Origin of the sequence: Bradyrhizobium sp. Ghvi, from assembly GCF_900115265.1 — a bacterium.
Classification (GTDB): domain Bacteria; phylum Pseudomonadota; class Alphaproteobacteria; order Rhizobiales; family Xanthobacteraceae; genus Bradyrhizobium.
Map to the genome: position 1 here is coordinate 93,198 of NZ_FOVU01000009.1, position 24,502 is coordinate 117,699.

The 24,502-nt window shown below is 62.1% G+C and carries 24 protein-coding genes; 12 read left to right on the plus strand and 12 right to left on the minus strand.

What is annotated here, in order from left to right; translation table 11 throughout:
- Nucleotides 1–20 precede the first annotated feature (20 nt).
- A complete protein-coding gene (locus tag BM374_RS28560; RefSeq protein WP_092300201.1) occupies nucleotides 21–1,193 on the minus strand; it encodes an ABC transporter substrate-binding protein in 1,173 nt (390 codons plus the stop codon).
- 276 nt (nucleotides 1,194–1,469) lie between these two features.
- Between BM374_RS28560 and BM374_RS28565 the strand changes: the two genes are divergently transcribed.
- The 3 genes from BM374_RS28565 to BM374_RS28575 all read left to right on the plus strand — a co-directional run bounded on the left by BM374_RS28565 (nucleotide 1,470) and on the right by BM374_RS28575 (nucleotide 4,277).
- Nucleotides 1,470–1,961, plus strand: a complete 492-nt coding sequence (locus BM374_RS28565; RefSeq protein ID WP_092300560.1) for a MarR family winged helix-turn-helix transcriptional regulator — start codon at nucleotides 1,470–1,472, stop codon at nucleotides 1,959–1,961.
- Nucleotides 1,962–2,105: 144 nt separating this feature from the next.
- Nucleotides 2,106–3,797, plus strand: coding sequence for a benzoate-CoA ligase family protein (locus BM374_RS28570; RefSeq protein WP_092300205.1), 1,692 nt, complete (start codon nucleotides 2,106–2,108; stop codon nucleotides 3,795–3,797).
- A 21-nt stretch (nucleotides 3,798–3,818) separates the two neighbouring features.
- Nucleotides 3,819–4,277, plus strand: a complete 459-nt coding sequence (locus tag BM374_RS28575) for a RidA family protein (RefSeq protein WP_092300563.1) — start codon at nucleotides 3,819–3,821, stop codon at nucleotides 4,275–4,277.
- Nucleotides 4,278–4,291: 14 nt separating this feature from the next.
- Here the strand turns inward: BM374_RS28575 and BM374_RS28580 are convergent, their stop codons facing one another.
- A complete protein-coding gene (locus tag BM374_RS28580; protein WP_092300208.1) occupies nucleotides 4,292–5,020 on the minus strand; it encodes a CBS domain-containing protein in 729 nt (242 codons plus the stop codon).
- A 202-nt stretch (nucleotides 5,021–5,222) separates the two neighbouring features.
- Between BM374_RS28580 and BM374_RS28585 the strand changes: the two genes are divergently transcribed.
- A complete protein-coding gene (locus BM374_RS28585; protein WP_092300211.1) occupies nucleotides 5,223–7,055 on the plus strand; it encodes a PHA/PHB synthase family protein in 1,833 nt (610 codons plus the stop codon).
- Here the strand turns inward: BM374_RS28585 and BM374_RS28590 are convergent.
- From BM374_RS28590 to BM374_RS28600, 3 genes are read right to left on the minus strand one after another with little or no spacing between them, the layout of a single operon-like run.
- Nucleotides 7,052–8,026: a CHAD domain-containing protein gene (locus tag BM374_RS28590; RefSeq protein ID WP_092300214.1), complete on the minus strand. Its 975-nt coding sequence runs from the start codon at nucleotides 8,024–8,026 to the stop codon at nucleotides 7,052–7,054. The genes BM374_RS28585 and BM374_RS28590 overlap by 4 nt on opposite strands.
- Before the next feature lie 25 nt (nucleotides 8,027–8,051).
- Nucleotides 8,052–9,587 (minus strand): bifunctional aminoglycoside phosphotransferase/ATP-binding protein, encoded by a 1,536-nt coding sequence (locus BM374_RS28595; RefSeq protein ID WP_092300217.1) that lies wholly within the window; start codon nucleotides 9,585–9,587, stop codon nucleotides 8,052–8,054.
- 10 nt (nucleotides 9,588–9,597) lie between these two features.
- Complete coding sequence (locus tag BM374_RS28600) at nucleotides 9,598–10,581, minus strand: zinc-dependent alcohol dehydrogenase family protein (protein WP_092300219.1); 984 nt, start codon at nucleotides 10,579–10,581, stop codon at nucleotides 9,598–9,600.
- A 172-nt stretch (nucleotides 10,582–10,753) separates the two neighbouring features.
- Between BM374_RS28600 and BM374_RS28605 the strand changes: the two genes are divergently transcribed.
- The gene (locus tag BM374_RS28605) at nucleotides 10,754–11,593 is read left to right on the plus strand and encodes a universal stress protein (RefSeq protein WP_092300222.1); all 840 of its coding nucleotides are present in this window, start codon (nucleotides 10,754–10,756) and stop codon (nucleotides 11,591–11,593) included.
- Nucleotides 11,594–11,660: 67 nt separating this feature from the next.
- The gene (locus BM374_RS28610; RefSeq protein WP_092300225.1) at nucleotides 11,661–14,351 is read left to right on the plus strand and encodes a bifunctional acetate--CoA ligase family protein/GNAT family N-acetyltransferase; all 2,691 of its coding nucleotides are present in this window, start codon (nucleotides 11,661–11,663) and stop codon (nucleotides 14,349–14,351) included.
- Nucleotides 14,352–14,360: 9 nt separating this feature from the next.
- Here BM374_RS28610 and BM374_RS28615 read toward each other — a convergent pair whose 3' ends face one another.
- Together BM374_RS28615 and BM374_RS28620 are read right to left on the minus strand one after the other, a co-directional pair.
- Nucleotides 14,361–14,849 carry a phage holin family protein gene (locus BM374_RS28615; RefSeq protein ID WP_092300228.1) on the minus strand — a complete coding sequence of 163 codons (489 nt, stop codon included), beginning with the start codon at nucleotides 14,847–14,849 and terminating at the stop codon, nucleotides 14,361–14,363.
- Nucleotides 14,850–15,125, minus strand: a complete 276-nt coding sequence (locus BM374_RS28620) for a hypothetical protein (RefSeq protein WP_092300231.1) — start codon at nucleotides 15,123–15,125, stop codon at nucleotides 14,850–14,852.
- A gap of 133 nt (nucleotides 15,126–15,258) precedes the next feature.
- Between BM374_RS28620 and BM374_RS28625 the strand changes: the two genes are divergently transcribed.
- Genes BM374_RS28625 through BM374_RS28635 form a run of 3 tightly spaced genes read left to right on the plus strand, consistent with a single transcriptional unit; the run spans nucleotide 15,259 to nucleotide 18,275 of the window.
- Nucleotides 15,259–16,395 carry an ABC transporter permease gene (locus BM374_RS28625; protein WP_092300566.1) on the plus strand — a complete coding sequence of 379 codons (1,137 nt, stop codon included), beginning with the start codon at nucleotides 15,259–15,261 and terminating at the stop codon, nucleotides 16,393–16,395.
- Nucleotides 16,396–16,397: 2 nt separating this feature from the next.
- Complete coding sequence (locus BM374_RS28630) at nucleotides 16,398–17,168, plus strand: ABC transporter ATP-binding protein (RefSeq protein ID WP_177248587.1); 771 nt, start codon at nucleotides 16,398–16,400, stop codon at nucleotides 17,166–17,168.
- Between the two features lie 3 nt (nucleotides 17,169–17,171).
- Complete coding sequence (locus BM374_RS28635) at nucleotides 17,172–18,275, plus strand: ABC-type transport auxiliary lipoprotein family protein (RefSeq protein ID WP_092300237.1); 1,104 nt, start codon at nucleotides 17,172–17,174, stop codon at nucleotides 18,273–18,275.
- Between the two features lie 13 nt (nucleotides 18,276–18,288).
- On the opposite strand, the gene BM374_RS28640 is transcribed toward BM374_RS28635, so the two are convergent.
- The gene (locus BM374_RS28640) at nucleotides 18,289–18,606 is read right to left on the minus strand and encodes a c-type cytochrome (RefSeq protein ID WP_092300240.1); all 318 of its coding nucleotides are present in this window, start codon (nucleotides 18,604–18,606) and stop codon (nucleotides 18,289–18,291) included.
- A 148-nt stretch (nucleotides 18,607–18,754) separates the two neighbouring features.
- Here BM374_RS28640 and BM374_RS28645 point away from each other — a divergent pair, with 148 nt between their 5' ends.
- The 3 genes from BM374_RS28645 (at nucleotide 18,755) to BM374_RS28650 (ending at nucleotide 20,694) form a co-directional block, all read left to right on the plus strand.
- Nucleotides 18,755–19,468 (plus strand): helix-turn-helix domain-containing protein, encoded by a 714-nt coding sequence (locus BM374_RS28645; protein ID WP_092300243.1) that lies wholly within the window; start codon nucleotides 18,755–18,757, stop codon nucleotides 19,466–19,468.
- Between the two features lie 102 nt (nucleotides 19,469–19,570).
- A complete protein-coding gene (locus tag BM374_RS40005; protein WP_283807093.1) occupies nucleotides 19,571–19,696 on the plus strand; it encodes a hypothetical protein in 126 nt (41 codons plus the stop codon).
- Nucleotides 19,697–19,965: 269 nt separating this feature from the next.
- Nucleotides 19,966–20,694 (plus strand): Crp/Fnr family transcriptional regulator, encoded by a 729-nt coding sequence (locus tag BM374_RS28650; RefSeq protein ID WP_092300246.1) that lies wholly within the window; start codon nucleotides 19,966–19,968, stop codon nucleotides 20,692–20,694.
- Nucleotides 20,695–20,760: 66 nt separating this feature from the next.
- Here BM374_RS28650 and BM374_RS28655 read toward each other — a convergent pair whose 3' ends face one another.
- The 4 genes from BM374_RS28655 to BM374_RS28670 all read right to left on the minus strand — a co-directional run bounded on the left by BM374_RS28655 (nucleotide 20,761) and on the right by BM374_RS28670 (nucleotide 24,415).
- The gene (locus tag BM374_RS28655; protein ID WP_092300249.1) at nucleotides 20,761–22,050 is read right to left on the minus strand and encodes a TRAP transporter large permease; all 1,290 of its coding nucleotides are present in this window, start codon (nucleotides 22,048–22,050) and stop codon (nucleotides 20,761–20,763) included.
- Between the two features lie 16 nt (nucleotides 22,051–22,066).
- Nucleotides 22,067–22,582, minus strand: coding sequence for a TRAP transporter small permease (locus BM374_RS28660; RefSeq protein ID WP_092300252.1), 516 nt, complete (start codon nucleotides 22,580–22,582; stop codon nucleotides 22,067–22,069).
- A gap of 88 nt (nucleotides 22,583–22,670) precedes the next feature.
- Nucleotides 22,671–23,663, minus strand: a complete 993-nt coding sequence (locus BM374_RS28665) for a TRAP transporter substrate-binding protein (protein ID WP_092300255.1) — start codon at nucleotides 23,661–23,663, stop codon at nucleotides 22,671–22,673.
- 56 nt (nucleotides 23,664–23,719) lie between these two features.
- Entirely contained in the window at nucleotides 23,720–24,415 is a 696-nt protein-coding gene (locus BM374_RS28670) for a GntR family transcriptional regulator (protein WP_502689463.1), read from the minus strand.
- Between the last annotated feature and the right edge of the window lie 87 nt (nucleotides 24,416–24,502).

A 24,502-nucleotide genomic window follows, 5' to 3' on the forward strand; every position in this document is an offset into this window, starting at 1 on the left:
CATTAACGCGACCCGCGATCTTAGTTCGCCTTGCAATCCTTGGCATAGCGGTCGCCGTAATTCTCAAAAACCTTCTGGACGATCTCGGTCTGGAACTTGCCGTCCGGACGCTTGGCGACTTTGGTCAGATAGAAGTCCTGGATCGGATAGCCGTTGGTGTTGAATTTGAACGATCCGCGCAGGGACGTGAAGTTTGCCTTCTTCAGCGCAGCCGCGACGGCGTCCTTGTTGGAGAGATCGCCCTTTACATTCTTGACGGCGCTGTCGATCAGCATTGCGGCGTCATAACCCTGCATGGCGTAAGTCCCGGGTACGCTATTATAGGCGGCCTCATAGGCCGCAACGAATTTCTTGTTCTGGGGATTGTCGAGATTGGGCGCCCAGTTCGCGCCGCCGAACATGCCGACGGCCGCGTCCTGTTGGGCGGGCAGGGTCGATTCATCCACCGTGAAGGCCGACAGCACTGGAATACTGTCGGCGAGGCCTGCCTGCTTGTACTGTTTGACGAGATTGACGCCGAGGCCGCCCGGCATGAACGTGAACAGTGCGTCGGGCTTCTGCGAGGCGATCTTGGAAAGCTCCGGCTGGAAATCCAGCGTGTTCAGGGGCATGTAGGACTCTTCGACGATCTCGCCCTTGTAGTCGAGCTTGAAGCCGGCGACCGAATCCTTGCCAGCCTGATAGTTCGGCACCATCAGGTACATCCGCTTGTAGCCGCGATCCTGCGCGACTTTGCCGAGGATTTCGTGCACCTGATCGTTCTGATACGACGTCACATAGAAGAATGGGTTGCAATCCTTGCCCGCGAAGGTCGACGGGCCGGCATTGGGACTGATCAGGAATGTCTTGGATTCCGTGACCGGCCGGTGGATTGCCTGCAGGACGTTGGAGAAGATCGGTCCGACGACGAAGTCGACCTTGTCGCGCTCGAGCAGGCCCTTGACCTTGGTCACGGCAGCGTCGGGCTTCAACTCATCATCGACAACGACCACTTCGATATCACGACCGCCCATCTTGCTGCCGAGATCTTTGACCGCGAGCGAAAAGCCATCGCGGACCTGCTGGCCAAGCGCGGCGGCAGGTCCCGATAGCGTTACGATCACTCCGAGCTTGATCTTTTCCTCGGCTAGGGCAGGGCTCGTCACGGTGCCGAGCAGCAAGGCGGCTGCAGCCAAGGTCATTTGCGTCTTCATGATCTGTCCCCCGTAGATCGGGCCTGCGCTACAAGCCCCGTACTTCGAACCGAGCTTATGCCGATGATGGCTGCCGCGGCAAGCAAGCTTAGGGCATCACCATCTTGCGGGCAGCGGTGCATGCAAGCCGCGCGCCAATTGTTTTAAGCCTAAAGAAATACGCGTGCAGTCGATTGTTGCAGCTTTGGGCTTGCGGCCGGCCTGGATTTATTTGAAGCTCAAAACGTTGGGGAATCCGTGCCGGCGCCACTGCCGGCCGTGAATGACTGCATCGAGATGCTCGATTCCGAGACCAAGGCTGTCGAAACGCCGGAGGACCATGCCGATGAGCTGCGGCTGTGGTTGCGCCTGCTGACCTGCACCACCCTGATCGAGGGGGAGGTTCGCGGCCGCCTGCGGCAGCGCTTTGACGTCACGCTGCCCCGTTTCGACTTGATGGCGCAGCTCGACAAGGCGCCGGACGGCATGACGCTGTCGGACGTCTCCAAGCGCATGATGGTGTCCAACGGCAACGTCACCGGGCTCGTTGAGCGCCTCGTGGAATCCGGCCATCTTGACCGCCGCACCTCGGAGACCGACCGCCGCGTCCAGGTCATCCGCCTCACAAAGCTCGGTCGCGCCGAATTCCGCCGAATGGCTGCGGAACATGAGACCTGGATCGCCGATCTCTTCGCCGATCTGACGCCAAAAGAGGTGCGCGAGCTGATGCGGCTCCTGGCCAGGACCAAGGCCTCGGCGCAGAAATCGGCCGCGCGTCGCCGGCCCTAGGCGCGCGCCGAGGTCGCCAATCCCACTTTGCCGCACGAAATGCATGGGCACGCCCAAAATCCGCTATTGCGCGGAATTGTTTTAAGCCTAAAATGTTTTTCAGTGAGTGCTGCCGGGTGCTTTCCATGCGCAAAGGAGCGTGCGATGGCCAACGCCGCCAAGGTTCAAGTCTCGGGCTCGCATGACGCAAACGCTGCGACCGCCCATGTCGACACGTTCGCGCGGCAGCATCTGCCGCCGCCCGAGCTCTGGCCGGAATTCATCTTCACGCGGCCGGAGCTGCAATATCCGTCGCGACTGAACTGCGTCAGCTATTTTCTCGACCGCTGGGTCGAGCAGGGGGATGGCGAGGCGCCCTGCGTCATCAGTCCGACTGTCAGCTACACTTATCGCGAACTGCAGGCGTTGGTGAACCGTATAGCCAATGTGTTGGTCGACAAGCTCGGCCTTGTAACCGGGGGACGCGTGCTCCTGCGCTCAGCCAACAGCCCAATGATGGTCGCGACTTATCTTGCGGTGATCAAGGCCGGCGGCATTTGCGTGGCGACGATGCCCTTGCTGCGCGCAAAGGAACTGTCCTATCCAATCCAGAAGGCGGAGATTACGCTTGCGCTCTGCGATGGAAAACTCTCCGACGAGATGGAGAAGGCGAAGGAGGCTGCGCCCGGACTCAAGCGCGTGGTCTATTGGGGCAATGGCGCTCCCGACTCGCTCGAAGCACTGATTGCGGATGCGGGCCCCGAGTTTAGGGCAGTCGATACGGCCTCCGACGATATCTGCCTGATCGCATTCACGTCCGGCACAACCGGCGATCCCAAGGGTACCATGCATTTCCATCGGGACATGCTGGCTGTGTGCGACGCCTACGCGCGCAACATCTTGCGGGCCGAGCAGAAGGACCGTTTCGTCGGCTCGGCGCCGCTCGCCTTCACCTTCGGCTTCGGCGGCGTGCTGTTTCCAATGCACATCGGCGCCTCCTTCGTCGTTCTCGAGAAGACGACGCCCGATGACATGCTGACGGCAATCGAGCAATACAAGACCACAGTCTGCTTCACCGCGCCGACCGCATACCGTGCGATGATCAGCAAGCTCCCCGGCCGCGACATTTCATCGTTGCGAAAGTGCGTCTCCGCGGGTGAAACGTTGCCCAAGCCGACCTTCGATGCCTGGCTGAAGGCTACCGGCATCAAGCTGATGGACGGCATTGGCTCGACGGAGCTCCTGCACATCTTCATCAGCGCGACCGAGGAGGAAATTCGCCCCGGCGCGACAGGCAAGCCTGTGCCGGGCTACGAGGCCAAGATCGTCGATGACGACGGCAATGATTTGCCGCCGGGCACGATGGGGAAGCTCGCCGTGCGCGGACCGACCGGATGCCGCTATCTCGCCGACGAACGTCAGCGCAAATACGTCCAGAATGGCTGGAATATCACTGGCGACACCTATCTGATGGATAGCGACGGCTATTTCTGGTATCAGTCTCGCTCCGACGACATGATCGTTTCCGCCGGCTACAACATTGCAGGCACTGACGTCGAGGCGGCGCTGCTCACGCATCCGTCCGTCGTCGAGTGCGGCGTCGTCGGCGCACCCGACGAGGCGCGCGGGATGATTGTGAAGGCCTATGTCATTGCAGCGCCCGGCGTGACACCGGACGCAAAACTGGCAGCCGAGTTGCAGGAGCATGTCAAACGCGAGATCGCACCATACAAATATCCGCGCGCGATCGAGTTCGTGACGCAGCTGCCGAAGACCGAGACCGGTAAACTGAAGCGCTTTGCCCTGCGCCAATTGGCGCAGGCAGCTGCGACGTCCTCAGGCGTCGCGGCTGAATGAGATGAGGATCGAGAATTGTCCGTGACAACGCCGAAAGGTCCACAGCTTGCGAGGCTGCCGACCGTCGCCGCCGATGACGCCAGCCCGAGAGCGAAGGTGCTCCAGCCCTCCGGCTGGCCGATGCCGAAGGGCTACGCCAATGGCATGGCTTCCGACGGGCGCCTTGTCGTCACGGGCGGCGTGATCGGCTGGGATGCGCAAGAGCGCCTTGCGGACGGCTTTGTCGCTCAAGTGCGCCAGACGCTGCTAAATATCGCTGAGATTTTGGCGGAGGGCGGTGCGCGGCCCGAGCACCTGGTGCGTCTGACCTGGTACGTCGTCGACATGGACGAATATCTGACAAACCTGAAGGAACTCGGCCAGATCTATCGCGCCATCTTCGGTGCGCATTATCCCGCGATGGCGCTGGTCCAGGTCGTCCGTCTCGTCGAGAAGGCGGCGCGCGTCGAGATCGAAGCCACCGCCGTCATCCCTCGCTAAGTCGCTTCTGGCGCTCAGCTTGCTTTGGCGAGCTCATCGTCCTCGGGCGAATTCAGGTAGACGCCCGACATGGTGTCGACCCAGCACAGATGGTCGTGCACCTTCTTCACGCCCTCGACATTCTCCGCTGCCACGACCGCAGCCTGCCGCGAGCGTTCCTCGGTAATGACGCCGCTGAGATGAACGATGCCATCGCGCACGATCACGTTCAGCCCGAACGGGCACCAGTCGTTCTTCTCCATCGCGTCGATGATGCGACTGCGGATGTGATCATCGTCAGCGGTCGGGTCGGGCACCTCGCGCGCGAGGCCCGCAACGGCTTGCAGCAGGTTGGCGCGTGACACGATGCCAACCACCTTGTCGCCGCGAACCACCGGCAAGCGTTTCACGTTGTTCCGTTCCATGAGCTCGACGATCTCGGCGAGCGCGGTGTCCTCCGTGATGGTGACAAGCGATGTGGTCATCACCTCGGCAACCTTGCGACCGTGCTCGTGGACGAAGTCGCTGGCCGATGTGCCGGGGCCGAGGATGAACCTCAGCCAACGACCGCGCTTGCGCCCGGTGCCGATCTCGCTGCGGCGGATGAAGTCGCCTTCCGAGACCACGCCGACCAGCTTGCCTCGATCGTCGACTACGGTGAGACCGCTGACGTGACGCTTCAGCATGATGTTTGCGGCCTCGACGATGCTGGTGTCGGGCGTGACCGAGATAACCGACCGGGTCATGATCTGGTGGGCGCGCATGGAATGCTCCGCTGGCTTGTCGAATTTCGATGGCGCAATCTAAATCAGGCCCCGAGGGGGCGTTTGACGCAGGTCAAGCGGACGAAGCCGGTTCTTGCGATTAAGCGATTGTGACCGGCCTCAGAATTGATGCAGCTCAACGTCTCCAAAGGAGGCTGCCATATGCTGCTGCCACATGCGATCAGCAGCGCACGGGAATTCCATGAACGTTGTGCAAATCCTTCCTCTGCCCGAACAGCCGGCGGCCTCCATCGACCCGGTTGTGGACGTCGCCCGGTCAGTCACGAAAATCGAGCCAAGCGCGGAGAAATTGGCCGTCACGCTGGAGCCGGAGCCGTACTTGCTCGACCGCACGTTCCACGCTTTGCTCGCTCGGTTCACGGGTGGAGTCTCGCCGACAGCCTTGCTGCTCGCCTGGCTCGATTGGAGCTGCCATCTTGCAGGAGCGCCGCAGCGTCGAATGGAGATTGCCGAGAGCGCCGTTCGTGACACCGGCCGTTTGCTGGAAGCTGCCGCGCACGCGACCTCGCCCGTGCAAAAGCCCTGGTCGGTGATCCGGCCGGAGGGACGGGATCGCCGCTTCAGGGCGCCGCAATGGGAGACCCCGCCGTTCAATATCCTTGCGCAGGCGTTTCTGCTCGGAGAGCGCTGGTGGCACGATGCCACGACGGGCGTGCGCGGCGTCTCGCGCGCGAACGAGGCCATCGTCGAATTCTCCGTGCGTCAGATGCTCGACATGCTGGCACCGTCGAATTTCGCGATGACCAACCCGCAGGTGCTGGAGAAGGCGTTTCAGAGCGGCGGCGAGAATTTCGTCTTCGGCGGACAGAACTGGTGCGGCGACTTGATGCGGATGCTTTCGGCCGCGAAACCCGGAGACGAGCAGTTCGTCGTCGGCAAGACGGTTGCGGTGTCGCCCGGCAAGGTCATCTACCGCAACGAGCTCATCGAGCTGATCCAGTATCATCCCACCACGACGCAGGTGCGCCCCGAGCCGATCCTGATCGTGCCGGCCTGGATCATGAAATACTATATCCTCGATCTGTCGCCGCAGAACTCGCTGGTCAAATATCTCACCGATCAGGGCTTTACAGTCTTCGCGATCTCCTGGCGCAATCCGGACGCGAGAGATCGGGATGTTGCGTTCGACGACTATCGCAAGCTGGGCGTGGTGGCCGCGCTGGATGTGATCGCCCGGATCGTGCCGGCACAGAAGATTCACGCGCTCGGCTATTGTCTCGGCGGCACCTTGCTGTCGATCGCTGCCGCCGCAATGGCGCGCGACGGCGATGATCGTCTCGGCACTGTCAATCTACTGGCCGCGCAAACTGACTTCACCGAGGCAGGCGAGCTGACACTCTTCATCAACGAAAGCCAGGTTGCGTTTCTCGAAGACGTGATGTGGCAGCGAGGCTACCTCGATACGGCTCAGATGGCGGGCGCGTTCGCGCTGCTGCGTTCGAATGATCTGATCTGGTCGCGGTTGTCGCATGACTACCTGATGGGCGAGGCCTCTGCGCCGAACGACCTGATGGCCTGGAACGCCGACGCGACGCGGCTGCCGTATCGGATGCATTCGGAATACCTGCGAAAGCTATTCCTCAACAATGATCTGGCCGAGGGACGTTATCGTGTTGAAGGCAGAAACATTTCTCTGTCCGACATTCACATCCCGATGTTCGTGGTCGGCACGCTCACCGATCACGTGGCGCCGTGGCGCTCAGTGCACAAGCTCCACTACCAGGTCGATGCCGATCTGACCTTCCTGTTGACCAGTGGCGGCCACAATGCGGGCGTCGTCGCGCCGCCCAACGAGGCCGGGCACAGCTATCAGGTTATGACCAAGGCTGCTGACGCACCCTATGTCGGCCCGGATGAATGGCTGAAGCTGGCGCCGCATGTCGAGGGATCGTGGTGGCCGGAATGGACCCGCTGGCTCATTTCGAAATCCGGCGAGCCTTGCGATCCGCCGCCGATCGGGCTTGGCGACATTGATGGCCTTCCCGATGCGCCGGGCGACTACGTCCGCACTTAATTCTCCGGCTCGGGATCCGGACTGAGGTCGGAGAGGCGGAGGGGCTTGGTCTTGTCGAGTTTGCGATAGGACGTCGAAGCCGTTCGCAGCAGCTTCTTTTCTCGTTTGGGGTCGAGAAAACGAATGGTTGCCGTGGGAACAGCCTCATTCAACGACGCGGCCAGCGTCTGACCGCGTGCATCATCGTTCAGCCGGCCAAGGGACTTTTGCGCTCTGCGCAATTGCTTCAGGATCGCCTTCTGCTTCTTCAGCGACTTCTCGGCGAACAGATCCTCCAGCGACTCGATCGAATAGGTCAGTCGTTTGTTGAGAATCCGCAGCTTGTGCCGTTTCTCGTAATCGAGCCTGCGCAGTTTTCGGGCCTTCCTCAGCAGCGTCGTTTCCCAATCGGTCAGTTGCGCCATGGCGTGGTCGGCGAGCGGACAGCGGCGAAGTGTGATGGCCTGTTTGCTGCGCCTGGTTGACCAGGGTCCGCTCTCGATCCAGCTCGAGGTCTGCTCGACCAGACGGCGATAGCGCGCCGATTGCAGCGTGCGGGCCAGCAGGCGATGACTTTCGGCACGCTTTTCTTCCCAGTGTTGGAGCTCGGCGACCAAGGCCAGTTCGTCGCCAGTCTCGGCGACCACGCGTTCGATGGCGACGTCGAGGTCTCGCACCAGGCCGAGTTGGCTGTTCAGCCATTTCAATTCGGCCCAGACTTTGGGGCGTAGTGCATCGTCGACCATGGGCGAAAAGAAGCGAATCGCGGTCCGCAGATGGGTCAAGGCGATCCGGATCTGGTGCAAGGCTTCCGGATCGCCACGGCATGTGCCGTCGTGCTGGGCGAGGACGGCGGCGAGATGACGGCGGGCGATGATCCGAAAGGCCGTATCGCAGGCCATACCGGCGCTAAGACGGCCCGGCCGCGCATTGCGGCTCCCCCCGGGCGTGACAGGGCTGGCCGCCGTCGAATTCGTGGTGGGTCGCGCCATCCTAGCCCGCGCCAATCAGATTGCCCTAGTTGCTTTCAGCGATCTCGTCCTGGCAGCTCTGGAGCGTCTGCGCTTGTGTCCCGGATGCATCGATGCGTGCCCACTCGACAAGGCCGATCTTATAACGCTCTTGCAATGCGGCAACCTCTTGCGTGGCATCGGAGGCGTCGCCGTGGCGACCACCGATTCGGGCCTGCCGGGTTGCTAAATCCGCGACCAGGAAGAGTCCCGTGAGAGGCACGTTGCAATCTTGAGCCAGTGTGGCGACGGCGTCTCGCTCGACATCGCGGGCGAACACGCCGTCAATGATTACCGAATGGCGTTGGACCAGCACATGGCGGGCGCGCTCGGCCAACGTGGTGTAGACCCGCTCTGCCAACTCGGGCGTGTAGGCCGATGGTGGCAGCCGGTCCGTGTCGGCCACCCCAAATATCTGCTTGCGAATGACGTCGCTGCGCAACACAACGGCCCCCGGCTGCGGCGCGACTGATGGCGCGAGCGCCGCTGCCAAAACCGTCTTGCCGGTGCCTGACAGGCCGCCCACCGCGATCAGTCGAGGAGCGGCAGGCTGGATCAGCGTCCGGGCAAGGTCAAAATAGCGGCGCGCCGCGTCAAGGATGCCGGCATCATCGGAATGTGGTGCCTTCAGCCGTGCCAAGGCCACCTGGGCGCGGACCGCGGCGCGAATCGACATGAACAGCGGCAGTGCGCCTAGTGCATCGAGGTTTTCGGACGGCGTCGCGGCAAGATACCGGTTCAGGACAACGTTTGCGGCGAGCGACTGATCGTACCGCAGCAGATCCATCAGCGTGAAGGCGAGATCGTAGAGCACGTCAGTCGTCGCCATCTGTGCATCGAATTCGATGGCATCGAACAACACCGGCCGCTGATCAATCAACACGATATTCGCGAGGTGCAGATCGCCGTGGCATCGGCGTACGAAGCCTTGGCGGCCGCGTTCGTCAAGCAACGGACGGGCGCGCAGGAATGCTGCGTGCGATGCCTGCGCGAGTTGTTCGATGTCCGCGCCCTGGAGGTGATTGCCATTCCGCAAGCCCGCGCTGTTGCCGTCGATCAGGACAGGAATCGAGGAAATCCAAGCCTTGCCGTCGCCAGGCGTCGCCGCCGCGTGCGATGCCGCGATTGCGCCGGCAATGGCTGATGCAAGATCCGCATCGAACTTTCGCGCCTGCGCCAGATGGTCCAGCGTTTGGCTCTCGTCGAAACGCGACATGTCGACGGCGTATTCGATCGGACGGCCGCGGCCGTTGACCTTCACCGATCCGTCCAACTCCTCGGTGATCGCGACAACACCGTGATAGATCTGCGGCGCCAATGGCCGGTTGATCCGGATTTCATCTTCGCAGGCTGCCTTGCGCTTCTCAAGGTTGGAATAGTCGAGGAAAGGAAACCGCACGGCTCGCTTGATCTTCAATGCGCGATCGCCGTCGAGAAAAACCGAGGCGCCGTGCGTATCGATCCGCGTCACGCCCGGATGTCCAGCCAGTGTCTGAAAGATCCGTTCCTGGATCGTTGTTTGATTTTCCAACGAAGCAGACATTCGAAGCACCTCAGGGGGTCAGGACGGCCGCGCCCAGGATCTGACCGTTCCGCAGCATGCCCAGAACCTCGTTGGCTTGATCCAGCGGAAATGCCTTCGTCTCGGTGCGTACACCCGCTTGTGGTGCCACCTTGAGAAAATCCAGGCCGTCCTGCCGGGTCAGATTGGCGACCGAGACCAACTGCCGCTCCTCCCAGAGCAGATCGTAGGGAAAGCTCGGGATGTCAGTCATGTGGATGCCGGCGCACACCACGCGACCGCCTTTTCGGACGGCGCGCAACGCAGCCGGAACGAGTTCGCCGGCTGGTGCGTAGATAATGGCGGCGTCGAGCGGCTCGGCAGGCATTTCGTCGGAAGCTCCCGCCCAGACGGCACCGAGACGTCGCGCGAGGTCTTGAGCGGCGTGATCGCCGCGCCGCGTGAATGCATAGACAGATCGTCGCTGCCAGATTGCGACTTGTGCGACGATATGGCCGGCCGCACCAAAACCGTAGAGGCCGAGTCTCTCCGCGGGACCAGCCAGCACCAGCGAGCGCCATCCAATCAGTCCCGCGCACAGCAAAGGAGCGATCTCCACGTCATCGTCGCCTTCCTCGAGTGGAAATGCATAGCGGGCGTCGGCGATGGTGTGCGTTGCGTAGCCGCCGTCACGCGTATAGCCGGTGAACAGCGGTGCGTCGCACAGATTTTCCATGCCTTGCCGGCAGAATCGGCATTCTCCGCATGTGAAGCCAAGCCAGGGAATGCCGATCCGGTCGCCAAGCGCGTGGGTTGCAACATTAGGACCAACGAGGTCGACCCTTCCAATGATCTCATGGCCAGGCACGATCGGATAGCGAATATCAGGTAACTCGGCGTCGACGACATGCAGGTCGGTCCGGCATACCCCGCAAGCGCTTATCTTCACCCGGATCTGGCCATCGCCGGGAACTGGGTCGGGCCGCTCCTCCATTCGGAGCCGCGCTCGTGGGGCCGGTAACACCATCGCACGCATAAGTCTCTCCGGGGCGAACCGCTCCGACTGAATACCCATAGAGTGACCGAGCAGCCAGTCCTTGACTTTGCTCAACGCCTGACGTCGCTGCGCCGGGTGGCGTTCCCCGCCTTGACGAGAATCAAGGGACCTGACGAAAAGCGGCCTATTTTGGCTGGCGAGGAGAATCCCGATGGCCATCAAGGACGTCTTTTTGCCGCTTGTCGGCCAGCCGAGTGGGCCAGCGCTCGCCGCAATTGAGAAATGTGTCGCCGTTGCCGCTGACCTCGGCGCCAGAATCACCGGGCTTGCGCTGGAGGACGACGTTTTCGTGCGCCCGAAGGTGGTGCTTCCTGATGACCCGCAGTCCACCGAACTCGGCGTGGTGTGCGAGGCCGAGGATATGCAGCAGCTCCTGGATGCATTCACCAACGCGGCCTCGCGCACCGGTACGCGTGCTCAAAGCCGATCGGGCAAGGTGCCGGCGGACCAGATCGCATCGACGCTGGCGGAGCACGCACGCTTCAGCGATCTCAGCCTGATCCCGGTAAAGGCTCACGACAGCCGAACCGAAAGCATCGTTGAATCATTCCTGTTTGAATCCGGCCGGCCGCTGCTGCTCTGTCCGGAGCAGCATGCGGAGGCGCTGCGTGCGGAATTCGAGCATGTCGTGATCGCCTGGGACCATTCGGCGCGCGCCGCGCGCGCGGTTGGCGACGCTCTGCCGATTATTCAGGCAGCTGCTACGGTCCGTGTGGTGACCGTGGCGGAGGACAAGACCGAGGCGATCGCACAATCGGGCCTCAGTCTCGTCCACCACCTCAGGGAACATGGGGTTTATGCGTCGTTCGAAACTGTGAAGAGCAGCGGAAGCTCGATCGGCAAGGTGTTGGGAGCTTGGGCGCAGTCCCACGCCGTCGACGCCATCGTCATGGGCGCCTATCATCACTCGCGCATGAATGAGATCGTCTGGGGCGGTGTGACCAAGACCGTCATTGGCCAGCCACCGTGCTGGGTGATGATGTCGCACTAGGTGCGTTTCCAACTGCTATCCGGGTTGGTTTCTGCCGGACCCGTTGCCCGATCGGACGATTGTGACCATGTCGACCTACCGCCTGAAAAACCTGTTATCGCCACAGTCAGTAGCACTCGTCGGGGCGAGCCCCCGCCAAGCGTCCGTGGGACGCGCGGTCCTGGAAAACGTTCGCAAGTCCGCCTTCAAAGGGCAGTTCGGCCTGGTGAACGCGCGTCATGCCGAAATCGGCGGGATGGCCGCGGTGAGCAGCCTGGCTCAATTGCCCTTCGTACCTGAACTCGTTGTCATTACGGCGCCGGCGGGTCAGGTTCCCGATATCATCGATCAGGCCGGGCGTCGCGGCTCGGCCGGCGCTCTGATCGTCTCGGCAGGACTCGGTCATGGACCGGAATCGCTCGAGGAAACCGCCATCGCAACCGCGCGCAAATACGGCATGCGGCTGATCGGTCCCAATTGCCTTGGCATCATGATGCCAAGTGTAAGCCTCAATGCCAGTTTCGCCGCGCACATGCCGGGAGCGGGAACCCTCGCGCTGATCTCGCAATCGGGCGCGATCGCGGCCGGCATGGTGGATTGGGCCGCGCAGCGTGGCGTCGGCTTCTCGGGCATCGTTACGATCGGCGACCAGATCGACGTCGACATCGCGGACTTGCTCGACTATTTCGCGATGGACCACAAGACGCGTGCCATCCTGCTCTACATCGAGGCCGTCAAGGACGCGCGCAAGTTCATGTCGGCGGCGCGCGCGGCTGCGCGGGTGAAGCCCGTCGTCGTCGTGAAGTCCGGCCGGCTGGCGCAGGGTGCGAAGGCTGCCGCCACACATACGGGCGCGCTGGCGGGCGCGGACGCGGTCTATGATGCCGCCTTCCGCCGCGCCGGCGTCCTTCGGGTGTCTGATCTACGTGAGCTGTTCGATTGTGCCGAGACGCTCGGCCGCATCGGATCGCCGGCGGGAAAGCGCCTGGCAATTCTGACCAATGGTGGCGGCATCGGTGTCCTGGCGATCGACCGGCTGGCGGACCTCGGCGGAATCCCCGCTCCCATGACACCGGATACGCGCCAGAAGCTGGACGCAGTGCTGCCACCGACCTGGTCCGGCGCAAATCCTGTCGACATCGTCGGCGACGCCGACGCCTCGCGTTATGCGGCTGCCCTGGAAGTGCTGCTCGAGGATCCCGGCAATGACGCAGTCCTCGTGCTCAACGTGCAGACCGCGATCGCTTCGGCCGCCCAGATCGCGACGACCGTGACCGAGCTCGTCGGCAAGTATCGCGAGAAGCACCGCAGCTGGGCCAAGCCGGTGCTGGCAGCCTGGGTCGGAGCCGATCAGGAGATCATTGCGATGCTGTCCGGCGCCGGCATTCCGAATTACCCAACCGAGGACGACGCGGTGCGTGGCTTCATGCATTTGGTCCGGCATCGCGAGGTGGTCGACGAACTGAGCCAGGTTCCGCCGGCGATGCCCGACACCTTCGTGCCGGACGTTGCGGCTGCGAAGCAAATCGTCGCGACGGCTATCGCCGACGGCCGGAAATGGCTCGAGCCCGTCGAGATCAAGCATCTGCTTGGGTGCTACGACATTGCGATGGTGCCGACCTATGCGGCTAATGATGTCGAGCAAGCGGTCGCCTACGCGGAGGAGATATTCGCACAAGGTGCCACCGTCGTGCTCAAGATCCTGTCGCGCGATATCGTGCACAAGTCCGATGTCGGCGGGGTCGTGCTCAACCTGATCACGCCGGCTGCGGTGCGCGGGGCCGCTGCCAATATTCTTGCGCGGGCAAAGAAGTTGCGGCCTGAGGCCCGCATTGACGGCGTCATCGTGCAAGCGATGGTCGTCAAGGCAAAGGCGCGCGAGCTGATCCTGGGCCTCGCCGACGATCCCACTTTCGGCACGGTGGTCGTGTTCGGCCGAGGCGGCACGGCGGTGGAGATCATCAACGACAAGGCGCTGGCGCTGCCGCCGCTCGATTTGCAGCTCGCCCGGGATCTGATCGATCGTACCCGCGTGTCGCGGTTGCTACGTGCCTATCGTGACGTGCCGGCCGTCAAGGAAGACGCTGTCGCCTTGGTTCTGGTCAAGTTGGCGCAAATGGCAACGGACATCCCCGAAATCCGCGAACTCGATATCAACCCGCTGCTCGCGGACGAAACCGGTGTGACGGCCGTCGATGCGCGCGTCGCGGTGGGGCTGCCGGAACGGAAATTCGCAGGCACGGGCCCCGCCAATTTCGCCGTCCGCGCCTATCCGTCACAGTGGGAGCGCCATTTTACCCTCAAAGATGGCTGGCGCATTTCGGTGCGTCCCCTGCGCCCGGAGGACGAGCCGACCATTCACGAGTTCCTGCGTCACGTCACGGCCCACGATCTCCGCCTGCGCTTCTTTGCGCCGATGAAGGAGTTTACTCACGAGTTCATCGCCCGGCTCACCCAGCTCGACTATGCGCGCGCCATGGCGTTCATCGCATTCGACGAGAGGAACGAGATGGTCGGCGTGGTACGGATTCACTCGGATTCGGTCTACGAGTGTGGTGAATACGCGATCCTGCTGCGATCCGACCTCAAGGGCAGGGGGCTCGGCTGGGCTCTGATGCAGTTGATCATCGATTATGCAAAGTCGGAAGGGCTCAAGACCATCTCGGGCGACGTGCTCAAGGAGAACGTCGTGATGCTCGAGATGTGCCGCCAGCTCGGCTTCGACGTGAAGCCGGACCCGACCGAGCCCGATATTTGCGACGTCCGGCTGAAGCTCTGACGCTCGCGACTACGAGCGGACTTCGGACGCGGTGGCTGCGGCCGGCGCTCTGGCCGGCTTTCGCATGTTCTTGACGATGATGGCGATCAGCGGCACCAGCACAGGAACGATCGTGCCGAGCGGATGATGGACTGCGCCAGTAAATTCGGCCTGGAAAGCGCGAGCTTCGACTTGAAGTGCCTCGATCGATGTGTCGTGGATTTCATTGGCGAGCTCTATGTCGCGGCCTGACGGCGGACGGCCCGCGATGATGAAGAGGAGCGCCGCGATGACAAAATTGATGGCCCCGAGAACGGCCGCTGCAGCGATCGCGCTCCAGATCTGGACCAGCGCGAAATAGGCGGACAGCTCCAGCATCAGGAGCCCGAATGCGGCGATCAGCGCCGCGAAGGCTCGCAGGCCGAGCCCGATCAGCAGGTGGCGGAGCCTGATATCGGCGATGATCCTGTCCGTACGCCACAGGGCGCGCAGATGTTTGACTACATTCTCGGTATTCACCTAGTGTCTCCTCAGCATGAAGCCGACGACTACGCCGAGCGCAAAGGCGGAAGCGAGTGAGGCCATCGGGCGTTCGGTGATGAGATCGTGCAACTGCTCCTGCTCCTCGTTGACGGTTTCGCCGAGCTCGGCCAGAGCGGCCTTGATCTGATCGGCGAGCGCTTCGGCACGGTCCCTTGACGTCTCGAACATGTCCTCCCCGGCGGTGCTCAGCAGACGTGTGACGTCGACCTTCAGGGCCTTTAGCTCATCGCTCATTCTGCCGGTATCGAACATTGGTGGTCTCCCATTGCATGGCGGAAGCCTATGCGAGCGGACCCAATGGCCATTGATTTGCGTCAATCGGGCCGCTTCATGCCGGCCTAGAACATCAATCATCGGGGACCGGTCGTCTCGTGAGGATATGCGTGTGAATTCGGAACCTCTGCTGCTCGCAGCGCCATCTGGCAATAGGCTGGAATTGCGACCCGAGGGGCCGTGGATTGCAGCAAATGTAGCGGCGCTCGAAACGCTGTCCCGATCGATCGGACCGGAGCTCTCTCAATCGAGAGCCGTAACGCTGGACATGTCCGGCATCAGCGCGCTCGATACTCTCGGCGCCTGGGTCTTGGAGAAGCTGTCGCGCCAGGCCGCAGCATCCGGCCGGCCGGCCGATATCGTCGGCGTGGCCGATCAGTTCAGTGGTCTGCTGGAGGAGGTGCGGCAGGTCAATCGCTACACGCCGGCACAGGTAGTAGCGCTCAACCCGATTCTGCTCAGGCTTAACGATCTCGGCAAGGCCACGATCGGTGCCCGCGAAGATGTCACGATCTTTCTGCAAATGCTGGGCGCCTTGTTCATGGCCTTGCTTGGCGTTCTGCGCCGGCCCCGCTCACTGCGGCTGACGTCGCTGGTCTATCAGCTCAACCGCATCGGGTTCCAGGCGATCCCCATCGTCGTGCTGATCACGTTCCTGATTGGCGCCATCATTGCCCAGCAGGGCTTTTTCCATTTTCGCAGGTTCGGCGCGGAGTCCTACACCGTCGACATGGTCGGCATTCTCGTCCTGCGTGAGCTCGGCGTGTTGATCGTTGCCATCATGGTCGCTGGACGTTCTGGAAGCGCCTATACCGCGGAGCTCGGCTCGATGAAGATGCGCGAGGAGATCGATGCGCTCTCGACCATGGGGCTCGATCCCGTCGACGTTCTGATCCTGCCGCGGGTGGCCGCGCTCGTCATCGCACTGCCAATCCTCACCTTCATCGGATCGATTGCCGCGCTCTATGGCGGCGGCCTCGTCGCCCAGTTCTACGGTGACATGGGGCCGGCAATCTACGTCGCCCGGCTGCACGAAGCCATCTCGGTCACTCACTTCGAGGTCGGCATCCTGAAAGCGCCGTTCATGGCGCTAGTGATCGGAATCGTCGCCTGCAGCGAAGGATTGCGGGTGAAGGGCAGCGCGGAGTCGCTCGGCCGGCAGACGACAACGTCGGTGGTCAAGTCGATCTTCCTGGTGATCGTGCTCGACGGCCTGTTTGCGATCTTCTTCGCCTCGATCGGAATGTGACGATGCCCGAGCCGCATGCAGAGATTGCGATCGGGGTTCGTGACCTCGTAGTCGGCTTCGGCCGCCAAACCGTGCTCGATCACCTGTCACTCGACGTCCGCCGCGGCGAAATCCTGGGGCTGGTAGGGGCATCCGGGGGTGGCAAGTCGGTGTTGATGCGCACCATCATCGGCCTGATCCCGCGCCGTAGCGGCACCATCGAGATCATGGGGCAGCCGATCAGTGGTACGCATGACCGAAGCACGGCCACGATATGGGGCATCCTGTTTCAGCAGGGCGCACTCTTCTCTTCGTTGACGGTCCGCCAGAACGTGCAATTCCCACTTCGCGAAAATCTCATGCTGTCGCAGGAGCTGATGGACGAGATCGCGATCGCCAAGCTCGAGATGGTCGGGCTACGTCCGGAGGATGGCGACAAATATCCCTCAGAACTGTCCGGTGGCATGACCAAGCGCGTCGCGCTGGCGCGCGCGCTTGCGCTCGATCCTCCGATCCTGTTTCTCGACGAGCCGACATCCGGCCTGGATCCGATCGCCGCCGGCGATTTCGATGCGCTGATCAGGACGCTGCAAAAGACCCTGGGGCTGACCGTGTTCATGGTCACCCATGACCTCGCCAGCCTCACCACTGTCTGCGACCGTGTCGCCGCGCTTGCCGACGGCAAGATCGTCGCGATCGGCCCGATGCGCGAATTGCTGCAATCCGAGCATCCCTGGGTGCGCGCCTATTTCCACGGCAAGCGCTCGCAGATGCTGCAACACGAGATGAGATGAAACATGGAAACCCGCGCTCCCTATGTGCTGATCGGCACCTTCGTGCTGGCTGCGATCCTCGCGGTGTTCGGCTTCGTCTATTGGCTGAATAACACCGGCGGCATCGGACCGCGGACGAGCTATCACGTCCAGTTCCAGGGACCGGTGCCGGGCCTGCTGGTCGGCGCAGGGGTGCTGTTCAACGGCATCCGGGTCGGCGAAGTGACCCAGCTCGGGCTCGCGCCGGACAATCCGCGCTTCGTCAATGCCACGATTTCGGTTGCCTCGACGACACCCGTCCGCACCGACACCAAAGTCGGGCTCGAGTTTCAGGGACTGACTGGCGTGCCGGTGGTGACGCTGGAGGGCGGCATGATCGTCGCCAAATCCGGCGAGCCGCTGACGCTGGTGGCAGAAGCTGGTGCGGGCCAAAGCATGACGCAAGCGGCGCGCGATGCCCTGCGGCGTGTCGATACCGTGCTCGAGGACAATTCCGGACCGCTCAGGGACACCATTGCCAATCTCAAGACGTTCTCCGACGGGCTGGCGCGCAACACCGGCAAGATTGACGGTATCCTGGCTGGCCTTGAGAAGATGACCGGCGGCGGCACGCCTGCGCAGAAGGTCACCTACGATCTCCGCACGCCGCAGAATCTCGGATCGGCCGGCAAGACGCTGTCGGCGTCACTGGCGATTCCCGAGCCGACCGCTGTCGCCATGCTCCAGACGCAGCGGATGCTGTTCTCGCCGGTCGGCGACAGCAATGGCTTCGCCGAATTCCTGTGGGCTGACAGCATTCCAAAGCTGGTGCAGGCGCGGTTGATCGACAGTTTCGAAAATTACGATATCGCGCATGCTCCGCTACGGACGGCCGATCTGGGGCAGGCCGATTATCAGCTCCTGATCGACATCAGGCGATTTCGCATTGCCACCGACGGCGAGAGCCGGGTCGAAATCGGACTGTCCGCGCGGATCGTCGACAAGAATGGCAAGGTGATCGCATCGCGCCTGATCGAGACCAATGAAAAGCTCGACAAGGTCGAGCCGACGGCCGCGATCGTGGCGTTCGACGCGGCCTTCGCCCGCGTCGTCAGGGAACTGATCGGTTGGACGGTGCAGGCGGTTTAATAGCGCCCACGGGCTATTCGAGCGTCTTGAGGTAGGACAGCAGGTCGTGGATCTGGTCCGGATCGAGCTCGAAGGCAGGCATGTCGGCATGGCCGGTATAGATGCCTTCGGCGAGCGCCTCCTCGAGTGCATCAATCGGGTAACGTTGGTGCAGGGTTCGGAACGGCGGAGCAATCTTCAGCGGGCTCTCGGAATGACGGTCGATTGCATGGCAGCGCGCGCAATTGGCCCGCGCATAGGCTTTTCCCCGTTGTTCGGCCGTCGGCGCAGCGAGGGCGGGAGCGATCAAGGACAGCACGATCAAGCCGTAGCGCAGTACGTTTTGCAGCATGGAAATTGGTCCCGTCGAACTCGCAATGCAGAATAGGGTGGGGATGGAGGCCAAATTTGATTTGGGTCAATCGGGTTCCGCGCAATGCAGTAAAATGCACTCCACGCCGCGGACTCTGACGAGTACGGATCCGGGGCGCTTGGATGGGATGAGGGCTTCGGTGACGATGATTGAGCCGAACGGTCATTTTTGCAGCGATTGCGCGATCCGCGGCATCGCGGTTTGTGCGTCGCTGGACCTGGCCGAGCTCAGGGAGTTCGAGCACCTCGGGCGCCGCGTTCATTTCGCAACGGGAGAGACTGTGTTCTCCGAGGAGGACATCACGACCTCGTTCTTCAATCTGCTCGAAGGCGTCATGCGGCTCTACAAGCTGCTGCCCGACGGCCGCCGACAGATCGTGGGCTTTGCCCTGCCCGGGGATTTCCTGGGGATGAATATGTCCAGCCGCCACAATTTTTCGGCCGATGCGATTGGTGCGGTGACCGCGTGCCAGTTCGCGAAGGTGCCGTTTGGCCGCTTCATCGAAGATCGGCCGCATCTGCTCCAGCGGATCAATGAGCTGGCAATTCGCGAGTTGAGTCAGGCGCGTGACCACATGGTCCTACTCGGCCGCCGCTCGGCGGATGAAAAGGTCGCGACGTTTCTGCTCGGCTGGCGCGAGCGGCTGATTGCGCTCAAGGGATCCTCGAATACCGTCCCCCTTCCAATGAGCCGGCAGGATATCGCCGACTATCTCGGCCTGACCATCGAGACCGTCAGCCGCACTTTCACCAAGCTGGAACGGCACGGAGCGATCGAGATAATTCATGGCGGAATCTGCCTGCGCGATCCCGCGCGAGTCGAGGCCTTGGCTGCGGCATGAAGCCTGACTCTGCCCGAGCGGTGCTTGATTTTTGATTAGGATCAATGACGCCGATGATCGGCCGCAAAATAATGCCCGACACGAGAATTTCGGGAGGGCACGATGCCGACGGATGCGCTGCTGGTGACCATTGCTGTCATGACCATGTTTGTCGTATTCGCCGCAGCGCTGGCTTGGGCGGACCGACAGACCAGCGGATCCCGGCTCGATTCGGATGCGAAGCCTTGAATTTCCTCAGATAACAGTCGCATCTGGACGCCCCGTCGGGGCCGTCTTCCGCGGTCGCCGCCTCAGTGCCTCTGGCCTCTGAGGGTTGCCAATTCCGCAACTTTGCATAGCGCGATTCGCCTTGGCGCAGCCTGCGGATGCGTTTTCGTGGCGTGATTGCGGCATTCCTACGGTGTTTGCTTCAATGTGCGCACGTGCTTTCCGGTTGAAAAGCTGGGCAACGTTGACTACGCAGGACTCCAGTGCCTCGCAGTCTTAGGAGTCCCGGCGTGCCTCAGGACAAGACCGGCGACCCCCGGCAGTCGTCGGGTAACAAACTGTCCGTCCTGCGCAAGCATCCGATCTTTGCAGATCTGGATCCGGAAGCGCTCGATCAACTGTGCCGCTACGCCAAGCACACCACGGTCAAGCGCGGCGCAATGATTGCTGCCAAGGGCGATCCCGGAAACAATCTGTTTGCGGTGATCTCCGGCACAGTGAAGATTTCCTCGTCGTCGCCCGATGGCCGGAACGCCATTCTCAATCTGATCGGTCCTGGCGAAATCTTCGGCGAAATTGCCGTGTTGGATGGTGCGCCGCGGTCGGCGGACGCGACGGCCAACACCAACTGCGAGCTCTACATCATTGACCGCCGCGACTTCCTGCCATTCGTGAAGAGCCAGCCGGCGCTCGCGATGAAATTCATCGAATTGCTCTGCGCACGGTTGCGCTGGACCAGCCAACAGGTCGAGCAGGTGATCCTGCAGAATCTGCCGGGCCGGCTCGCCAGCGCGCTGCTCGGTCTCACCGAAGAGCGCAAGCTTGATTCCGGCAGCGGCACGCTCGCGATCACCCAGCAGGAGATCAGCGAGATGGTAGGGATGACCCGCGAGAGCATCAACAAGCAACTGCGCGCCTGGGCCGGACGAAACTGGGTGCGCCTCGAGCATGGCGCCATCGTTGTGCTCGATACCGATGCGCTCCGCGAACTTGCCGAGAGCGGCCTCGACGGCGAGTGATCTGGCCGTTAACGACGGCGACCGCGTGGGTCCAGCCTTGTGCCGCTCAAGCTGACGCGGCCTGCTTTAGTGCAGGATGTGACGCGGCAGCCAGAGCGAAATCTCCGGCAGGAAAGTGACGAGCATCAGCACGAACAGCATGACGCCGTAAAACGGCCAGATCTTGCGCATGACCTCTTCGAGCGAGACCTTGCCGACCGCGCAGCCGACGAACAGGATCGCACCGACTGGCGGATGGCACAGGCCGATGCCGAGGTTCAGCAGCATGATCATGCCGAAATGCACGGGGTCGACACCGAAGTTCTGCATGACAGGCAGGAGGATTGGCGTGGCGATCAGGATCGACGGCGCCATGTCGAGCAGCGTGCCGAGCAGCAGCAACAAGACGTTGAGCAGCAGCAAGATGACGTATTTGTTGCTCGAGATCGACAGGAAGAATGCCGTCATCTTCGCCGGCATCTGCGTCAGCGCCATGATATAGCCCACGGCGGAAGCGCAGGCGATCAGCGTCATGACCATCGCGACCGTTCGCAAGGTCCGGTGCAGAAGGACCGGCAGATCGCGCCACTTATAGTCGCGGTAGATGAACATGGTGACGAAGAACGCCCAGATGCACGCAACTGCGCCCGCTTCGATCGCCGTGAAGATGCCGCCTAGAATGCCGCCGAGGATGATGACGAGCGTGATCAGGCCCCAGGCTGCCTCGACCGTGATCTTGATCGCATCCTTGGCCGGCACGGTGCGACCGTGCGGATGGCCTTCGCGATAGGCGATCACCAGGCACAGGATGATCAGCGAGAATCCGATCAAAAGCCCCGGAAAAACGCCGGCCATGAACAGCGCGCTGATCGAGATAGTGCCGCCGGTCGCGAGCGAATACAACACGGCGTTGTGGCTCGGCGGGACGAGGAGCGCCTGCACCGATGATGAGATGGTGAGGTTAGTGGCGAACACGCGTGGATAGCCGTTCTTCTCCATCTGGGGGATCATCACCGAGCCGATCGCGGAGGTATCGGCCACCGCCGAGCCGGAGATGCCGCTGAGAAACGTCGTCGCCAAAACGTTGACGATCGAGAGTCCGCCGCGCAGCCGGGTCAAGCCGACCAGCACGTCGGCAAAGGCGACGAGCCGCCGCGCCATGCCGCCTTCGGCCATGATGGCGCCGGCGAGCACGAAGAAGGGGATCGTCAGCATCGCCACCTTGCTGACGCCGTCCGATATTTTCAGCATCAAGGCTTCCAGGGGGATACCAACCGACAGCGCGCCGGCGATCGCCGCCATCGCCAGCGAGTAGGCGATCGGCATGCCGATCAGGAAGCACACGATCATCGTGCCGAGGAGGATGAAGATGTCCATTGCAATGACTCCCGGCTCACTCGAAGGGGGCGGTTTCGGAATGCTTGCCGATCGGGTCGGGCGGCACGCCGAGGAAAATTCGCTCGATCACAAAGAGCAGAAGGCAGACTCCGCCGATCGGAATTGGCAGGTAGGTGACGCCCACTGACAGCGAGGGGAAGTCGGGGATAGTGTTGTACCAGGTGACTTCGACCAGGCGTTCGCCCCAGATCGTCATGAACAGCGCGATCAGGGCCATCAGCAGCTGCACCAGGATGTCGGTGGCCCGTTGCAGGGGCGGAGGCAGCTTTTTGGCGAAATAAGCGACGTTCATGTGCAGGTTGAGCCGATAGCCGGCGGCGGCGCCGATGAAGGTCAACACGATCGTCAGCAACACCGCCGTCGGCTCCGGCCAGGAAGCCGCACTGTTCAGCACATAGCGCGTGAACACCGCCCACGGAATCACCGCGGAGATCGCGACCAGCGCGGTGCAGCCGACGATCACGCATGACAGGTAGAGATAGTCCATCGCTCGGCGAAACAGTGCGGCCATCCGCGTTTCCTGCTCTGTCAGTGGTTTGGATTTGTCCGAGCCAAGCGCGATGAGTGATCGTCGCGCTTTGGCTCTTGTTCGAGAACGCTCAGAGCGCCTGGATGCGCTTGATCATGGCCTGGTATTTCGGACCATACTTGTCCCAAACCGGCTTGACTGCATCCTGGAATGGCTTCTTGTCGGCGATCTCCACGATCTCGCAGCCGGCGGCCTTGGCCTTCTCCATCGCCGTCGTTTCGTACTTCTTCCAGAGCTCGCGCTCCTCGAGCTGAGCTTCGCGCGCGAACTTCTTGATCAGAGCCTGGTCGTCAGCCGACAACGAGGTCCAGGACCGCTTGGAGAAGCAGAGGATTTCGGGAATGATCAGGTGCTCCGTCAGCGAGTAGTATTTCGCCGCGGTGTAGTGGTTGCTGAATACGTAGCTCGGCGGGTTGTTCTCGGCGCCGTCGATCACACCGGTCTGGAGCGAGGAGAACACCTGGTCATAGCCCATGGCGATGCCGTTACCGCCGAGCGCGTTGACCATGTCAATGAAGATCGGGTTGCCGATCACGCGAAGCTTCAGGCCATGAACGTCGGCGATCGATTTGATCGGGTGCTTGGTGTTGTAGAAGCTGCGTGCGCCGGAATCCATCCAGCACAGACCGACCAGGTTGGCGTTCGGGCTGGCAGTGATCTTCTCGAGCAGCTCCTGGCCGACCTCGCCATCCATCATCTTCCAGGATTGTTCCACGTTCTTGAACAGGAACGGCATGTTGACGACATTGATGTCGTCGACGATCGGGCCGACTGCGCCGGCGCTGACGCGCAGCATCTGGATCGCGCCGATCTGGGTCTGCTCGATCGTCTCTTTCTCGGCACCGAGCTGGGCCGAAGGATAAGTCTGGATCGAGAGACGCCCTTGCGTCGCCTCGGCGAGCTTCTTGCCCATGCTCTCGACGGCGGCGACCGTCGGATAGCCGACCGGCTGCACGTCGGCAGCCTTGAACACGGCCTTGGTCTGGGCGCGGCCCGACGAGATCGGAGCAAGCGTGGCAGCTCCCAGGCCGGCGCTCAATTTGATGAAATCACGACGTAGCATGGTGGTCCTCCCTCATTGGTTCTTTCGGTGTGTGTCGTTATTGATCGGAGATCCGGTCATTCGGTGCTGGCGAAAAACTCCGGATTGGTGTGTTGCGTCTCCGAGATGTCGCGGAGCAACCGGTCGAGGTGTCGCTCCATCGCAATCCCTGCACGTTGCGGATCGTGCGCCTCGATCGCCGCGAGGATCGGTTCATGCTCGGCAATCACCTGCGTCATGCGCCCGGTGACCGGCAGCGTCAGTTGACGATAGCGGTCGACATGCATCTTCACCTGCAGGATCAGCGTCCAGATGCCCGGGTGTCTGGCGACATCGGCGATGGTGGCATGGAACAGTTCATCGGCTTGGTGAAACGCGGCACGGTCGCCGGCTTCATCCGCCTCGCGCTGGCGTTCCACGATCGACCGCAATTGTAGAACCTGGCTCGCGGTCGCGCGTTCGGCCGCAAGTCGCGCCGTGGTCTCTTCCAGCGCCTTGCGGATGATGATGGCCTCGGGCAGGGCGGCGAGCGGGATGCGGGAAACGAAAATGCCCGATTGCGGGAAAACGTCGAGCAGGCCCTCATCAGATAATTTGAGGACCGCCTCGCGCACCGGTGTCCGGCTGACGCCATAGCTTAGCGCGATCTCTGCCTCGGAGATGACCTCGCCGGGCCGGCGTCGCATTGAGACCAGCTCACTGCGCAACTCGCTATAAATGCGCGACGAAGCCGTAGCTCTTTGCGGTGGCTTGGCGCGGCGAGGGCCGGTCATGGCTGAGCCTGAGGAGGCCTCAGTTCTCTTGGTTGATCGGGCGGACATGCGGGCTCTGCAAATTGATATATTAGTATATGAGACGAG

What these genes read in the sequence shown, in the direction of transcription:
- BM374_RS28560 (WP_092300201.1), bottom strand. Translation starts at nt 1,193, where the DNA reads ATGAAGACGCAAATGACCTTGGCTGCAGCCGCCTTGCTGCTCGGCACC.
- BM374_RS28565 (WP_092300560.1), top strand. Translation starts at nt 1,470, where the DNA reads ATGCTCGATTCCGAGACCAAGGCTGTCGAAACGCCGGAGGACCATGCC.
- BM374_RS28570 (WP_092300205.1), top strand. Translation starts at nt 2,106, where the DNA reads ATGGCCAACGCCGCCAAGGTTCAAGTCTCGGGCTCGCATGACGCAAAC.
- BM374_RS28580 (WP_092300208.1), bottom strand. Translation starts at nt 5,020, where the DNA reads ATGCGCGCCCACCAGATCATGACCCGGTCGGTTATCTCGGTCACGCCC.
- BM374_RS28585 (WP_092300211.1), top strand. Translation starts at nt 5,223, where the DNA reads ATGAACGTTGTGCAAATCCTTCCTCTGCCCGAACAGCCGGCGGCCTCC.
- BM374_RS28590 (WP_092300214.1), bottom strand. Translation starts at nt 8,026, where the DNA reads ATGGCGCGACCCACCACGAATTCGACGGCGGCCAGCCCTGTCACGCCC.
- BM374_RS28595 (WP_092300217.1), bottom strand. Translation starts at nt 9,587, where the DNA reads ATGTCTGCTTCGTTGGAAAATCAAACAACGATCCAGGAACGGATCTTT.
- BM374_RS28600 (WP_092300219.1), bottom strand. Translation starts at nt 10,581, where the DNA reads ATGCGTGCGATGGTGTTACCGGCCCCACGAGCGCGGCTCCGAATGGAG.
- BM374_RS28605 (WP_092300222.1), top strand. Translation starts at nt 10,754, where the DNA reads ATGGCCATCAAGGACGTCTTTTTGCCGCTTGTCGGCCAGCCGAGTGGG.
- BM374_RS28610 (WP_092300225.1), top strand. Translation starts at nt 11,661, where the DNA reads ATGTCGACCTACCGCCTGAAAAACCTGTTATCGCCACAGTCAGTAGCA.
- BM374_RS28620 (WP_092300231.1), bottom strand. Translation starts at nt 15,125, where the DNA reads ATGTTCGATACCGGCAGAATGAGCGATGAGCTAAAGGCCCTGAAGGTC.
- BM374_RS28630 (WP_177248587.1), top strand. Translation starts at nt 16,398, where the DNA reads ATGCCCGAGCCGCATGCAGAGATTGCGATCGGGGTTCGTGACCTCGTA.
- BM374_RS28635 (WP_092300237.1), top strand. Translation starts at nt 17,172, where the DNA reads ATGGAAACCCGCGCTCCCTATGTGCTGATCGGCACCTTCGTGCTGGCT.
- BM374_RS28640 (WP_092300240.1), bottom strand. Translation starts at nt 18,606, where the DNA reads ATGCTGCAAAACGTACTGCGCTACGGCTTGATCGTGCTGTCCTTGATC.
- BM374_RS28645 (WP_092300243.1), top strand. Translation starts at nt 18,755, where the DNA reads ATGAGGGCTTCGGTGACGATGATTGAGCCGAACGGTCATTTTTGCAGC.
- BM374_RS40005 (WP_283807093.1), top strand. Translation starts at nt 19,571, where the DNA reads ATGCCGACGGATGCGCTGCTGGTGACCATTGCTGTCATGACCATGTTT.
- BM374_RS28655 (WP_092300249.1), bottom strand. Translation starts at nt 22,050, where the DNA reads ATGGACATCTTCATCCTCCTCGGCACGATGATCGTGTGCTTCCTGATC.
- BM374_RS28660 (WP_092300252.1), bottom strand. Translation starts at nt 22,582, where the DNA reads ATGGCCGCACTGTTTCGCCGAGCGATGGACTATCTCTACCTGTCATGC.
- BM374_RS28665 (WP_092300255.1), bottom strand. Translation starts at nt 23,663, where the DNA reads ATGCTACGTCGTGATTTCATCAAATTGAGCGCCGGCCTGGGAGCTGCC.
- BM374_RS28670 (WP_502689463.1), bottom strand. Translation starts at nt 24,415, where the DNA reads ATGACCGGCCCTCGCCGCGCCAAGCCACCGCAAAGAGCTACGGCTTCG.